The 14218-nt window shown below is 33.4% G+C and carries 13 protein-coding genes; 7 read left to right on the forward strand and 6 right to left on the reverse strand.

Annotated features, from left to right (window positions below):
• Window positions 1-69 precede the first annotated feature (69 nt).
• Window positions 70-1980: a molecular chaperone DnaK gene (gene dnaK / locus Q0857_RS12445; RefSeq protein ID WP_298535746.1), complete on the reverse strand. Its 1911-nt coding sequence runs from the start codon at window positions 1978-1980 to the stop codon at window positions 70-72.
• Between the two features lie 419 nt (window positions 1981-2399).
• On the opposite strand from dnaK, the gene Q0857_RS12450 reads away from it, so the two are divergent.
• From Q0857_RS12450 to Q0857_RS12460, 3 genes are all read left to right on the forward strand, one after another.
• Window positions 2400-3821 (forward strand): L-serine ammonia-lyase, encoded by a 1422-nt coding sequence (locus Q0857_RS12450; protein WP_298535749.1) that lies wholly within the window; start codon window positions 2400-2402, stop codon window positions 3819-3821.
• A 228-nt stretch (window positions 3822-4049) separates the two neighbouring features.
• A complete protein-coding gene (locus Q0857_RS12455) occupies window positions 4050-4898 on the forward strand; it encodes an AraC family transcriptional regulator (RefSeq protein ID WP_298535751.1) in 849 nt (282 codons plus the stop codon).
• 182 nt (window positions 4899-5080) lie between these two features.
• Window positions 5081-5575: an SRPBCC family protein gene (locus Q0857_RS12460; RefSeq protein WP_298535753.1), complete on the forward strand. Its 495-nt coding sequence runs from the start codon at window positions 5081-5083 to the stop codon at window positions 5573-5575.
• Window positions 5576-6082: 507 nt separating this feature from the next.
• Here Q0857_RS12460 and Q0857_RS12465 read toward each other — a convergent pair.
• Window positions 6083-6541, reverse strand: a complete 459-nt coding sequence (locus Q0857_RS12465; RefSeq protein WP_298535755.1) for a nuclear transport factor 2 family protein — start codon at window positions 6539-6541, stop codon at window positions 6083-6085.
• Between the two features lie 116 nt (window positions 6542-6657).
• On the opposite strand from Q0857_RS12465, the gene panB reads away from it, so the two are divergent.
• The 3 genes from panB to Q0857_RS12480 all read left to right on the forward strand — a co-directional run bounded on the left by panB (window position 6658) and on the right by Q0857_RS12480 (window position 9584).
• Complete coding sequence (gene panB, locus Q0857_RS12470) at window positions 6658-7476, forward strand: 3-methyl-2-oxobutanoate hydroxymethyltransferase (RefSeq protein WP_298535757.1); 819 nt, start codon at window positions 6658-6660, stop codon at window positions 7474-7476.
• Between the two features lie 65 nt (window positions 7477-7541).
• Window positions 7542-8177: an RluA family pseudouridine synthase gene (locus tag Q0857_RS12475; RefSeq protein WP_298535759.1), complete on the forward strand. Its 636-nt coding sequence runs from the start codon at window positions 7542-7544 to the stop codon at window positions 8175-8177.
• A 27-nt stretch (window positions 8178-8204) separates the two neighbouring features.
• On the forward strand, window positions 8205-9584 hold the full coding sequence (locus Q0857_RS12480; protein WP_298535761.1) for an aldehyde dehydrogenase: 1380 nt from the start codon (window positions 8205-8207) through the stop codon (window positions 9582-9584).
• Between the two features lie 2 nt (window positions 9585-9586).
• On the opposite strand, the gene Q0857_RS12485 is transcribed toward Q0857_RS12480, so the two are convergent.
• The 4 genes from Q0857_RS12485 to Q0857_RS12500 form a co-directional block, all read right to left on the reverse strand.
• Entirely contained in the window at window positions 9587-10447 is an 861-nt protein-coding gene (locus Q0857_RS12485) for a histidine kinase (protein ID WP_298535763.1), read from the reverse strand.
• Window positions 10448-11144: 697 nt separating this feature from the next.
• Window positions 11145-11648 (reverse strand): hypothetical protein, encoded by a 504-nt coding sequence (locus Q0857_RS12490; RefSeq protein WP_298535765.1) that lies wholly within the window; start codon window positions 11646-11648, stop codon window positions 11145-11147.
• A 70-nt stretch (window positions 11649-11718) separates the two neighbouring features.
• Window positions 11719-12183, reverse strand: a complete 465-nt coding sequence (locus tag Q0857_RS12495) for a CPBP family intramembrane glutamic endopeptidase (protein ID WP_298535768.1) — start codon at window positions 12181-12183, stop codon at window positions 11719-11721.
• A gap of 162 nt (window positions 12184-12345) precedes the next feature.
• Window positions 12346-12804 (reverse strand): Lrp/AsnC family transcriptional regulator, encoded by a 459-nt coding sequence (locus Q0857_RS12500; protein ID WP_298535770.1) that lies wholly within the window; start codon window positions 12802-12804, stop codon window positions 12346-12348.
• A gap of 159 nt (window positions 12805-12963) precedes the next feature.
• Here Q0857_RS12500 and Q0857_RS12505 point away from each other — a divergent pair, with 159 nt between their 5' ends.
• Complete coding sequence (locus tag Q0857_RS12505; RefSeq protein WP_298535772.1) at window positions 12964-14196, forward strand: aminotransferase class I/II-fold pyridoxal phosphate-dependent enzyme; 1233 nt, start codon at window positions 12964-12966, stop codon at window positions 14194-14196.
• The last annotated feature ends 22 nt before the right edge of the window (window positions 14197-14218 follow it).

Here is a 14218-nt window from a genome sequence, read left to right on the forward strand (position 1 = left end):
GTTAATATGCGTTCAAAAAAAAACGCAACCTAGTAAGGTTGCGTTTTTTAATCTATATGGGATTATTGCTTACTTCACTTCTTCGAAGTCAACATCTTCCACATCACTTCCTTCAGACTGTGCTTGCTCTCCTGCACCAGCATCCGGTCCTGGTTGAGCACCACCTTGCTGAGCTTCAGCTTGTGCTTTGTACATTTCTTCAGAAGCTACTTTCCATGCTTCGTTTATTTTATCTAAAGCTGGGGTAATAACCTCCAAATCTTTAGACTCATAAGCGTTTTTCAATTCCTCTAAAGCCTCTACGATTGGTTGTTTTTTATCTTCAGATAATTTATCACCAAACTCCTCCAATTGTTTTTCCGTTTGGAAAATCATTGAATCAGCCTCATTTAATTTCTGAGCTTGTTCAGCTGCAGCTTTATCAGATTCTGCATTTGCTTCGGCATCAGCTTTCATTTTCTCAATTTCTTCTTCAGTTAATCCAGAAGACGCTTCAATTCTAATATCTTGAGTTTTATTTGTCGCTTTATCAGTAGCAGATACCTTTATGATACCATTAGCATCAATATCAAACGTTACTTCAATTTGAGGTGTACCACGTCTTGCTGGTGGAATACCATCTAAATGAAAACGTCCAATAGTTTTATTATCGGCAGCCATAGCACGCTCACCTTGTAATACGTGAATCTCTACTGAAGGCTGATTATCTGCTGCCGTTGAGAATACTTGCGATTTCTTAGTAGGAATCGTAGTATTTGCCTCTATAAGCTTAGTAAATACGTTACCCATAGTTTCAATACCAAGAGATAAAGGTGTAACATCTAAAAGTAATACATCTTTAACATCTCCTGTTAATACACCTCCTTGGATACCAGCTCCAAGAGAAACAACTTCATCTGGATTTACCCCCTTACTTGGTGCTTTCCCAAAGAATTTCTCAACAGCTTCTTGTACTGCAGGAATACGTGTAGATCCACCTACTAAAATCACTTCATCAATATCACTCTTACTTAAACCAGCCGCTTTTAATGCAGATTCACATGGCTCAATAGTACGCTTTACTAAATCGTCAATTAATTGCTCGAATTTAGAACGTGTTAATGTGCGCACTAAGTGTTTTGGTCCACTAGCGGTCGCTGTAATATAAGGTAAGTTAATTTCTGTTTGCGCAGAAGAAGATAATTCAATCTTCGCTTTTTCAGCAGCTTCTTTTAAACGTTGTAAAGACATTGGATCTTCTCTTAAATCCATAGATTCTTCAGCTTTAAACTCATCAGCTAACCAGTTAATGATTTTCTCATCAACATCATCACCACCTAAGTGCGTATCACCATCAGTAGATAATACTTCAAATACACCATCACCTAACTCAAGGATAGATACATCATGTGTACCACCTCCAAAGTCAAATACAACTATTTTCTGGTCTGTACCTTTTTTGTCCATACCATATGCTAATGCAGCAGCAGTAGGCTCATTAATAATACGCTCTACTTTTAAACCAGCAATTTCACCAGCTTCTTTAGTAGCTTGACGTTGGCTATCGTTAAAATAAGCAGGTACAGTAATTACCGCTCTACTTACATCAGCACCTAAATAATCCTCAGCTGTTTTCTTCATTTTTTGAAGAATCATAGCCGATAATTCTTGTGGTGTATATAAACGACCATCAATATCAACTCTAGGTGTATCATTATCACCTTTTACAACATTATATGGTACGCGATCTGCTTCTTTTTTAGACTCAGAATATTTATTACCCATAAAACGTTTAATAGAATAAACGGTTTTTGTAGGATTTGTAACTGCTTGACGTTTTGCTGGATCACCAACTTTAATTTCTCCGCCTTCAACAAAGGCAATAACAGATGGTGTTGTTCTTTTCCCTTCTGCGTTAGGAATAACTACAGGCTCATTACCTTCCATTACAGAAACGCAAGAGTTGGTTGTTCCTAAATCAATTCCAATAATTTTACTCATAATATACTTTTTTATTGTTTGTAAATTTCCATTTTCACGGAAACGTTGTGTTCATTTTTAAATTCGAATTGTATAAGTCAATCATTATGCCAACTCAAAAAGTATGACACAGTGTCATATCTCCTTTCCGTTTATAGTTGTAGTCGCAGTTTACAAAACAAAATCAAGAGCCTCTGTTATTGCAAGTATCATACAAAAGTGAAAACGTATTGAGAATTTGAGCGCAACCACAAGGGTCGGGCTTTCACTACTCAATCCCTCCTCTGTCGGGGATTTCAAACAAACCGTTCAATCCCTTGCGCAAGAAACGTTGATGTCAGTTTATAACCAGTTTCATTATAACAGCCTCTAATTTTTTAAATCAGCATGATGTTACGCACAAAAAACTATATTTGCTCACTATAACGTTTGCGTAAATTATGGAATGTATCTCTATTTTCGATATGCTAAAAATAGGTATTGGCCCTTCTAGTTCTCATACTTTAGGACCTTGGCGTGCTGCACAACGATGGATTTCAGAATTAAAAGCCTCTCATAAATTTGAACAAGTAGAACGTATTTCTGTAAACCTTTATGGCTCATTATCTCTTACAGGTAAAGGTCATGCTACCGATTATGCCGTTATGCTAGGTTTAAGTGGTACAGATCCAGAAACCATACCAACCAAGAGTATTGACACCATCATTAAAACAATAAATAAAAAAAACGTTCTAGAATTTAATAATGAATATCCTATTCCCTTTAACCCATCTTCAGATATTCATTTTAATAAAAAATTCTTAAAATATCATTCCAATGGAATAACCTTTTGTGCCAACATAGGAAGTAAAACCTATAAATCTACTTTTTACTCGATTGGAGGTGGATTCGTCGTTAAAGAAGAACGCAAAAATGCAAAGAAAAACTTTGAAATAAAATGCTCTTTTCCCTACCCTATTGATAAGGGTGAAGACTTAATTAAGTTTTGCAACGATTTAAATCTACCTATTTCAGAAGTTGTTTTAGAAAATGAAAAATCCATTCGTTCTGAAAAAGAAATAGATTTTGAGCTAAAACGCATATGGGATACCATGCTAGAATGTATGTATTTAGGTTGTCATACCGAAGGTATTCTTCCAGGAGGTTTAAATGTAAGGCGACGTGCATTTGATATGCATCAAAAGCTCATGGGTGACACTAAATATTCCAACCCAGTAGAATGGATTTATGCCATACGAGATACCGAAGTTAAATTTCGTCAAATTATTAAATGGGTAAGCTGTTTTGCATTGGCCGTTAACGAAGTTAATGCTTCTTTAGGACGTGTTGTTACTGCACCAACTAATGGTAGTGCAGGTGTAATTCCAGCTGTACTCACCTACTATCTAGTTATTGAAAATCATGATGGTAATTTTGAAGACATAAAACGTTTTCTTTTAGTAGCTGGAGAGATTGGAAGCATCTTTAAAAAAGGGGCTACCATAAGTGCGGCAATGGGCGGCTGTCAAGCAGAAATTGGTGTATCATCCGCAATGGCCGCTGGTGCTTTGTGCGAACTTTTGGGAGGTACTCCAGAACAAATTTTAATAGCTTCAGAAATCGCTATGGAGCACCATTTAGGTTTAACCTGCGACCCCATTGGTGGCTTAGTACAAATACCGTGTATTGAGCGTAATGCTATGGGGGCTATAAAAGCGATTAACGCCGCAGAATTGGCATTAGACACTAATCCAGAAAATATTAAAGTTCCTTTAGATAAAGTCATTAATACAATGTGGGAAACGGCAAAAGATATGCATAGTAAATATAAAGAAACCAGTGAGGGAGGGTTGGCAGTTAGCGTGAATATAGCCGATTGCTAGCTATTTTCCATTGGTTATCGTCTTTAAAGAGTTGCAAAAAATTCACACCATAATGGTGAAATTCATCATTATACCAAAACTTATAGGCGTCCTAGTTCTAACCATTAAATCGCCCTGTCGAAGTACCTTATAGGTTATGGAAAAAAAGTTTGTCTGTCTGTAAGGATTATATTGACAGGTTGACAAACCTATAATTATTAATTTAGATAACTATTTGACCCTTTTCAAATGGAGCTTCCCCCAATAGAGGTAAAAAAAATAACTTATAAAGAAAAGATCGTATTTGAAAAGGTTACGGTTCCTACATTTAAAAGAATCCCCAAACTATATAACAAAAATGAAGCCTGTTTTATGTTTGTTGAAAAAGGCACATTTTTAATAAGAACTCCCTATCAAATAATTAACTTCGATAAGGAAAATGCATTACTCGCCAAATGTTTCAATTATTTTGCTGAAACCACGCCTGAACAACGAAAAAAGCATAGAACCATAGAGCTTATTGGTGTGTTATTATATCCAGATATTATTAAAGAAATTTTTCCATATCCACCAAATAAATTGCCAAGTAACCGCTTAAATGTAAATAAAGTTCATCTAAACAAATTACTTTTAAACTATAAAGAAAGTATCAATTTACTTATTGAAAACCCTGATTTAGCTGATGAAGAATTAATTCTAAATAAACTTAAAGAGTTTATTATTTTGGTAACGAAAACACTTAAATCTCCATCAGAACTAGAATTCTTAACTCAAATTTTTAGTCCGACTCAATTTGAATTCAGAAAAACAATAGAAAAAAATCTGTATTCTAACCTTTCCTTAGAAGAACTCGCTAGACTTTGTAGTATGAGTCTATCCACATTTAATAGGACTTTTAAAGAGAACTATAATACCAGCCCAAAAAAATATATTAACCAAAAAAAAATTGAAAAAGCCCTTAGTTTACTTCTCAATTCTAGTCTTAGAGTAAGTGATATAGCGTATCGTAGTGGATTCGAATCTATCTCAACATTCAATAGAATGTTTCAGAAGGTCTACAAAAAATCTCCTTCAAAATACGTAGATGACATAAAATGAGCAATCATTAACACTAATTGCTAATAATTTCATAATCTTTTAGTACACCTTTGTACCCATACTAATTTAAAAATTAAGTTATGATGATAAAGAGGTCAATCTTCAAAATCTCAATTGTAATACTTACCAGCTTAATAACTGGTCAAATTTATTCACAACAAAAAGACAAAAAAATGAAATTAATGAAAGTAAATTATGAAATGCCAGTCGATGTCACTTCTGAACAAGCTTGGAGCGTATTATCTAGTTATGGCAACGTAGGGTCATTCCATTCTAGCCTTAAAAGCTCAAAATCTATAAAGGGAAGTGATAATGAAGCCGAATTAGGGTGTTATAGAGAATGTATTATTCCAAATGGCAAAAAAGACATCTTGGTTAGGGAGAAAATCACCGAGTTTTCTGAAGGTCAGTACTATACTTATGACGTTTATGAATGGGAGAATTTTCCTTTAAAAAAAATGTCTATCACCTATGGTGTAAAAAAGAATAGTAATGGAGAAACCATTATTTACCAAAATTCTGAATACAGACTTAAACCTCGATTTCTAACATGGCCTATGAAAGGGAAAATGCGAAGTGGAGCTAGAGAATCATTAATGGCTTATAAACATTATATGGAAACTGGAGAGAAAAAAATAAACCTAGAAGTTTTAAAGAAAAATTATAAAACACTCTAATACTACCCAATATGAATTCAGCATTAAAATTTTCAGCTGTTGTATTGCATGAAACAGTACCACAAAAATGATAGTATAGTTTTAAGAAATTCCCTAGGTCATGAAAAGAAAAAAAGGTTTTGAACATGACCTTAGGTAATTAAGCCTAATAAATGATTAAATCTATATTTTTAGGCTACTTCGAATCTGGTCTATTTTAGACTGATAAGACCACAAATATTTTTGATAACAAATCATATGATATTACGGACATCTAAATTAAGATAGGAAAACCTTGTAAGGTTTCAGAAATACTTTCGAACAGTAGTACCAGCAGCAATGAAAAACAATCAATATAAACTAGTTATAAACTTAAAGTCTTTTCAAAATGTTTTTTACAAAAGAGATTTGAACGTTTATAAAAGTGTAAAAAGTTTCTAACAGATAGTATTTAGTTAGAATTAATTAATCTTTATAAAGGGTGGTAGTTCGCCCTTTATTTTTTTTATTGTGGTTATTAAATACTATTTATTTTCCGCAACTAGCTTTTCTCCTAGTATCAATCAAGTAAATAATTTCCCATTGATTACCATCTTTAAAGAGCTGAAAAGAATTCACACCACAATGGCTAAATTCGTCATTGTACCAAAACTCATAAGGTGTCCACACATTAGCCATGTTACCATCAACCTGAATACTATAATCCAACAAACGTTCATCCCATTTTTGGTTTGCCCCTCGATCTGCAATAGCCTCGATAAGTTTACCAGATTCATCAGTAACTAAAATATCCTTTCCTTCTTTATTCCTAAATGCTGTTTGCATAATTATTTTATCAGCCATCACAGTTTTCATTAAAGCAGTATCGCCTTTATGGAAACCTTCAAAAAAAGTATCCACAGCAAATTTCACTTCTATTTTCTCTTCGGTTTGACCAAATAAAACAGAAGTAATTAAAAGTGTCAAATAAAGTATAAATCGTGTCATTAGGTTAATTTTACATCTAAAGTAACTGATATCTAATCATCTAACTCCACATTAAAGAAAAGTTTAACAGTATCTCCTTTATTTAGTATTTTTACATGCTAACTAAACCTAACAACATGTCTGTAGCAAAAAAAGAATATAAACGCATAACCGTTAAGACACTAGTAGATATGAAAGCCAATGGTGAAAAAATATCTATGCTTACAGCTTATGATTATACCATGGCAAAAATCGTTGATGGTGCTGGTGTTGATGTTATTCTTGTTGGAGATTCTGCAAGTAATGTTATGGCAGGACATGAAACCACACTACCCATAACTTTAGACCAGATGATTTACCATGCTTCATCTGTTGTTAGAGCTATATACAGAGCCTTGATAGTTGTAGATTTACCTTTTGGAAGTTACCAAAGCGACCCTAAGGAAGCCTTGCGATCGGCCATTAGAATCATGAAAGAAAGTGGTGCGCACTCAGTAAAACTGGAAGGCGGTAAAGAAATAAAAGAATCGATTAAACGTATTTTAAACGCCGGCATACCAGTTATGGGACATTTAGGCCTTACGCCACAATCTATTTATAAATTTGGTACATATACGGTTCGTGCAAAAGAAGAAGAAGAGGCGGAATGCCTTATTGAAGATGCCAAGTTTTTAGAACGTGTTGGATGTTTTGCTATCGTATTGGAAAAAATACCTGCGGCATTAGCAAAACAAGTTGCTGAAAGTGTAAGTATACCCATAATAGGTATTGGAGCTGGACCAGATGTTGATGGTCAAGTTTTGGTTTTGCACGATATGCTTGGAATGACACATGAATTCAATCCTAGGTTTTTACGGAGATATTTACATTTGTATGAAGAAATGACTTCCGCCATTTCCCAATATGTTGATGATGTAAAAACCAAAGATTTCCCTAATGAAAGTGAGCAATATTAGTGTCGAATAAAGTTCTATCAAATAAAAACAATCTTCAAGTTCTTTATGAGGATAACCATATTATCATGGTTAACAAACGTGCCGGCGATATTGTTCAAGGCGACAAAACGGGCGACAAACCTCTAAGCGATATAGTAAAAGAATATATTAAGCACAAATACAACAAACCCGGCAATGTTTACCTAGGGACCGTTCACAGATTGGACAGGCCAACATCTGGTCTTGTTATTTTTGCAAAAACTAGCAAAGTGCTACCAAGACTTAATAAATTATTTCTTTCAAAAGATATTCATAAAACCTACTGGGCTTTGGTAAAAAATGAACCTCAAAAAAAAGAAGACACCTTAATTCATTGGCTTAAAAAAAACCCAAAAAACAATAAATCCAAAGCGTATCTAAAGGAAGTTCCCGATAGTAAAAAAGCGATTCTTCACTATAAGATGATAAAAAAGCTAGATAATTATTATCTTCTTGAGATAAATTTAGAAACTGGAAGGCATCACCAAATACGGGCACAATTAGCTTCTATTGGTTGCCCAATTAAAGGCGATTTAAAATATGGCTTTGACCGAAGTAATAAAGATGCCAGTATAAGTTTGCATGCCCGACATATAGAATTTATTCATCCTGTTAAAAAGGAACCCATGTCAATTCATGCTCCTTTACCAAATGATTCTACTTGGAATGCTTGTTTGACGTAATTTAAATATCTTTATAAAAAACAAGTATTGAATAATTTAGAAGACATTATTGAAAATCAACGTACGTTTTTTAAATCTCAGCAAACTAAAAACATTGCTCATAGATTAAAACTTTTAAAAGCGCTAAAACTTGAAATTGAATCTCAAGAACAAGCTATACTTGATGCTCTAAAAAAAGACTTAAAAAAATCAGAATTTGAATCTTATATTAGTGAGGTTGGTTTAGTGCTTTCTGAGTTAAATCTAGTTTTAAAAAATCTAAAAAAATGGGGAAAGCCCAAACGAATTAAATCTTCCCTATTAACTTTTCCTTCTAAAGATTATATTTACAAAGCACCATATGGCAATACTCTTATTATTGCACCATGGAATTACCCCTTTTTATTGGCTATGGAACCTCTAATAATGGCCATTTCAGCTGGAAATACCGTAGTTTTAAAACCCAGCGAGTTAACAAAGCATACATCCAAGATTATCACCAAAATTGTAGAGGCTGTTTTCTCTAAATCTCATGCCATATCGATTGAAGGCGGGGTTGATTTATCAACTAAACTGTTAAAGAGAAAGTGGGACTTTATCTTTTTTACAGGTAGTACAGAAGTTGGAAAAATTGTTGCCAAAGCTGCAGCGTCTTTTTTAACACCTGTAGTACTTGAACTTGGAGGAAAATCACCATGTATTATTGATGATACCGTTGATTTAAAATTGATTGCAAGACGCCTTGTCTGGGGGAAATTACTTAATGGCGGACAAACCTGTATAGCACCAGACTACCTTATTGTAAAATCGATAATTAAAGAAAAACTTATAGAGGTTTTAAAAACTGAAATTACTAAACGATATTCAGATCATCCAGAAAAGTCTCCAGATTTTCCAAGAATCATAAATAAAAATAATACGCAGCGGCTTAGCATGCTTCTTGAAGGTGCCAATATTATATTTGGAGGTGATATTAATATTGATAACTGTTACATCTCTCCTACTTTGGTTGATGAACCTCGATTAGACAGTCCTATAATGCAGGAAGAAATATTTGGCCCAATTCTCCCCATATTATCTTATGATACTGAAAAAGACATTGAGCGTATCATCTCTAATTCTGACACACCTTTAGCCTTATATGTTTTCTCTAAAAACCAAATGTTCGCAGAAAATACGATTAACACATATAGTTTTGGTGGCGGTGTCGTTAATGATTTACTCATTCATTTTGGAAACCATAGATTACCTTTTGGTGGTGTGGGTTCCAGTGGAATGGGCAGGTATCATGGGAAATTTGGTTTTGATACGTTTACTCATGAAAAAGGCATTATGAAACGTGGTATAACAACAGACCCTTCCTTCCGGTATCCGCCATATTCTGGTAAGCTAAATTTACTAAAGAAAATCTTTAAATGGCTTGGATGAATTTAGGATATTGAGTAATTCAATTTTAACCTTACTCCTTTATTTACTTCAGAGGTCAAATCTAAACCTGCTCCAATTAAAGCAGCTCTACTCTTCATATTTATTAAACCTGAACCCTTTTCAATATCACTAATATTAAAACCCTTTCCATCATCAGAAGCTATAATAATAATTTCCTCGGGCTTATAATCTATAGTCAAATTAAAGTTTTTTGCTTCAGAATACTTGACGGAATTTGAAAGAAACTCCTGAATAATTCTAAAAATAATTATTTCATGCTTTCTATCTTTAAAAGGAACCTCATCTCCCAATATCTTGAGTTCTGCTGAATCAAACTTCATCTTTTTTAGACGATTTAGTTCATTAATTATAGATTTCTCAAAACCTAAATTAAGCACTACTTCGTTATTCAAAGATTTTGATAATGCCCTAACCTCAGCCAAACCTTCCCTTAAAGCTTCAGATGTATCTTTAAATTTGTCTTTAACCTCATCATCAACCTGCATTTTTAATATACTTAACTGCATGCTAGCAAAAGATAATAACTGTCCAATATTATCATGAAGTTCCCAACCAATATTTTTTAAAGTCTGTTCTTGGCTTTCCGTCTGTGCCTTTGCTATCTCTGATTCAAACGCTTGCTGCTGCTCCATTTTATCCTGAAGTAGTTTATTTTTTCGTTTTAAAAACACGACAAAAAATACAATTACTAAGGCTGTTACAATAACTAAAACAGCTATCATATACACTAATAAATAACGTTCTGCAGCAGTACTCGCTAATCGTTCTCCGGTTTGCACCATATTAAAGCAAAAGTAAAGGTTGAATACATAAAGGTATTTGCAAATAAATAAATTTGCCATTTTAAAAATATAAAATTCCAATCTCTTTGCGAGTTATAAATATCATAGAAAACTAGAGGCGTAATAATCAACCACCAAATAAAAACAGCTATGCTAATATAAAAATTTAGAGATCTATAAAAAGTAAGAATTTTATCGCTATTAAGAGTTTCTATAAAATATAGTAGTGTGCAGCTAAATATGATTAAAGCCCCAAAAATATCAATAGGAACCAAATATCTAACGAAGTATTCATCAATATTAAAAATGATATAGGTGGCTGAAAATATAAAAAAACAGACAGCCATTAGCTTTAAAAACCTTTTAGAACTTTTATTTTTTAGTATTTTGTAATAATAGAAGCTATAAAATAAAATAGCGCCTATTCCCCAAAAAAGAGTAGCCCACCAATAATTTTTTTGAAACAAAGTACCTATCAAGAAATTCAAAAATTGATCAGGCTTTACGTACTTGGAATAGACGCCTAAAGTATCACAAATACTTAAATACCACAAAAACCAAATAAAGTATTTAGCATTTGAATACTTATATTTTTTATAAACAAACAATCCCGTAATTGCCGCTAAAAACTCAACCGAATGAACAATAAAAGAATAATTTTTTAATAAAATATCGTTCATTCGGAAATCATTAAAATATTGTTTAGACAGCTAATAAAAGGGTAATCTGTTTATTATATTTAAAAATTTACTTTACACTAATATTGGTTTCCTCCCGACCCGTTATTCAACGGCCCTACACCACTTTGAATAAAACTAGAAGAAGACAATCCGGCCTCTGCATTTAGCTTTAATCCAATTGGTGCCATAAACATGGTAGTAAAACCGTCATTCTCCTTACCTTCTCTATTACCATAAACACCTAAATAAACACGAATGCTATCCATGCTATAGCCTAAGTTTTCAGATTCAACCTCTGCCCAATCTAAATAGTTACGAACATCTTCGACAGACCAGCCTACAGAACGTTTATCTATTTCTCTTCCCTGCCTTGCTGCAGCAGAATCAACAGCTGGCTTTCTAAATTTAGTCCAATTATTGTTTAATTCGATAGCTTCTTCTACCGTAATAACTCCATCTGGTTTTACAATTTTATTTTCTACCGTTTCCGTTTCACCCGAATTATCTAAAGGCGGATAAAAATAATAGGTCAATAGGACGCCAATGATAATTCCTAAGGCGATGTACATTAATTTCTTCATTATTAAAGTCGTTTGATTAATATACCCCTAAAATAGGAAAAGTTTTCTATTGTAAGATTTTATTATAGGCTTAAGAAGGAAATCCTAACATACCACCCATCCCCACTGTAAATAACCAGCAGCCGTACAAGGCATGTTCAATAGAAACAAGCAGCGTAGATTTTGTTTTAGTATAGGAAAACGCAAACAGCAGTCCTCCTAAGAACGTAATTATAAGAACTAAAGCATTTTTAAATAACACATGTGCCAAAGCAAATAGTACAGCATTTAATACAATAAACATCCCCGAATTCTTAAATAACGCCTCATATCTATTAAAAAAGAACGTTCTGTAAATTAACTCTTGTGGATATACTGAAAAAAAGGAGTAAATGAATAATATAAAAACCCATAACTGCGGTTTATTTAAAACAACAGAAAACAAAAGTTCTTTATTTGTGAACCAAACTAAAGCTGTAGTTAGCAACATAATCAACAACAACTTCATCACCGTATTTTTGACAAAAAGCGACCAATCGATTCCCTTGGTAATCATACATTTTTGTTTTTCGACTCGTAATAAAACGAAAAGAACATAAACAAACCCCGTTAGGCCCATGCCAAACTTTATGAATGGAGAAAAATCTAAAACAAAACTAATTGGTATAACTATGAATATAATTAGAAGTTCTAAATATTTATACCGCTTACTCTTCACTTAAAAACTAATTACAGATGTATGTTTAACCTCATTTATAACGAACATACTATGCGTACTTCCTATATGATTAATTGTTGTTAATTTTTCTACCATAAAAGCTCTGAATTCAGTCATGTCTGCCACGATTACTTTTAATAAATAGTCGTAATCCCCGCTTAAATGATAGCACTCTAAAACTTCGGTAAGCCTTTTTACTTCTCTTTCAAAACGAATCACAAATTCTTGACTATGTTGTACCAGTTTTATATGGCAAAATACTACAAAATCCCTATCTACTCTTTTTTTGTTTACAACAGCATGATACCCCAATATAAACCCTTCTTTTTCAAGCTTTTTTATACGCTCAAAAACAGCGGTGACAGATAATCCTAATTTATTAGACAGTTCTTTATTAGTTTGCTTACTGTCTTGTTGTAAATATTCTAATAGTTTTTTATCAGTTGTATCAAAAATCATAGGTGAATCTTATTCGGAAAAAGAAGTCTATTTGCTTAAAAATACAACATATAATCTAATAATAAATATAATTTTAGATTTATTTTCTTATTTAACAAACAAACATTGATTAAAATTCAATTATTTAAGAAATTTGTATAACTCTAAAACCTCATGACTATGGCATTTAAACCCGCAAATAACATACAAGATTTACAATACTTTGGAGAATTTGGAGGTGTAAACCCATCAATTTCAGATTCATCAACATACACATTCCTATCGGCTAAAACCATGTTTGATACTTTTGAAGGAAACGCTGATGGGTGCTATTTATACTCGAGACATTCTTCGCCTTCCAACTTATATCTCGGTGAAGCTCTTGCCGCCATGGAAGGTACGGAAACAGCAAACGTATCAGCCTCAGGAATGGGAGCCATTACCCCTGTGATTATGCAATTGTGTGGTGCTGGAGATCATATAGTATCTAGTAGAACAATTTACGGTGGCACTTATGCCTTTTTGAAAAATTTCACACCAAAATTCAATATTTCTACAAGTTTTGTTGATATAACGAAACTTGATTTGGTTGAAGCATTGATTAATGATAATACCAAAATGATATATTGCGAATCAGTGAGTAATCCCCTATTGGAAGTTGCTGATATACAAGGTTTAGCTAAACTTGCTACAAAATATAATTTAAAGCTGGTTGTTGATAACACATTTTCCCCACTATCCATTTCTCCAGCTGAATTAGGTGCAGACGTAATAATACATAGTTTAACCAAATTCATTAATGGGTCAAGTGATACTGTAGGTGGTGTGGTTTGTAGTACACAGGAATTTATAGACCAATTACGCAATGTAAATGATGGCGCCTCTATGCTTTTAGGATCGACCATGGACAGTTTAAGAGCAGCTTCTGTTTTAAAAAACCTTAGAACACTGCATATAAGAATGCAACAGCACAGTAAAAACGCCATGTATTTAGCTCAGAAATTTGAAGCGGATGGCTTAAAAACAGTTTATCCCGGACTCGAATCACATCCATCACATCTCTTATTCAAAAATATGATGAACGAAGCCTATGGCTTTGGTGGCATGCTCACTATAGATGTAGGTTCTCTAGACAAGGCTAATGAACTTATGGAAATGATGCAAGATGAAAATTTAGGGTATCTAGCCGTAAGCTTAGGTTTTTACAAAACTTTATTTAGCGCCCCAGGAAGTTCAACATCTTCTGAAATTCCTGAAGAAGAACAAAAGGACATGGGGTTAACAGATGGTTTAATTCGTTTTTCTATTGGTTTAGATGCCAATATTGAACGCACATACAATACCATGCGAACGTGCATGGAAACTCTAAACATTTTGCCTCATATAAACCATACCAAGCTTGCGAAACTTTAAATAAGCGTATAATAGAACCACT

This window comes from uncultured Algibacter sp., assembly GCF_947495925.1.
Classification (GTDB): Bacteria; Bacteroidota; Bacteroidia; order Flavobacteriales; family Flavobacteriaceae; genus Algibacter_E.

Excerpts from the sequence above, each read along its gene's own strand:
- Q0857_RS12450 (WP_298535749.1), top strand. The coding sequence starts at position 2,400 with ATGGAATGTATCTCTATTTTCGATATGCTAAAAATAGGTATTGGCCCT.
- Q0857_RS12500 (WP_298535770.1), bottom strand. The coding sequence starts at position 12,804 with ATGATTTTTGATACAACTGATAAAAAACTATTAGAATATTTACAACAA.
- Q0857_RS12465 (WP_298535755.1), bottom strand. The coding sequence starts at position 6,541 with ATGACACGATTTATACTTTATTTGACACTTTTAATTACTTCTGTTTTA.
- Q0857_RS12490 (WP_298535765.1), bottom strand. The coding sequence starts at position 11,648 with ATGAAGAAATTAATGTACATCGCCTTAGGAATTATCATTGGCGTCCTA.
- dnaK (WP_298535746.1), bottom strand. The coding sequence starts at position 1,980 with ATGAGTAAAATTATTGGAATTGATTTAGGAACAACCAACTCTTGCGTT.
- Q0857_RS12495 (WP_298535768.1), bottom strand. The coding sequence starts at position 12,183 with ATGATTACCAAGGGAATCGATTGGTCGCTTTTTGTCAAAAATACGGTG.
- Q0857_RS12505 (WP_298535772.1), top strand. The coding sequence starts at position 12,964 with ATGGCATTTAAACCCGCAAATAACATACAAGATTTACAATACTTTGGA.
- Q0857_RS12485 (WP_298535763.1), bottom strand. The coding sequence starts at position 10,447 with ATGGCAAATTTATTTATTTGCAAATACCTTTATGTATTCAACCTTTAC.
- Q0857_RS12475 (WP_298535759.1), top strand. The coding sequence starts at position 7,542 with ATGGTTAACAAACGTGCCGGCGATATTGTTCAAGGCGACAAAACGGGC.
- Q0857_RS12455 (WP_298535751.1), top strand. The coding sequence starts at position 4,050 with ATGGAGCTTCCCCCAATAGAGGTAAAAAAAATAACTTATAAAGAAAAG.
- panB (WP_298535757.1), top strand. The coding sequence starts at position 6,658 with ATGTCTGTAGCAAAAAAAGAATATAAACGCATAACCGTTAAGACACTA.
- Q0857_RS12460 (WP_298535753.1), top strand. The coding sequence starts at position 5,081 with ATGAAAGTAAATTATGAAATGCCAGTCGATGTCACTTCTGAACAAGCT.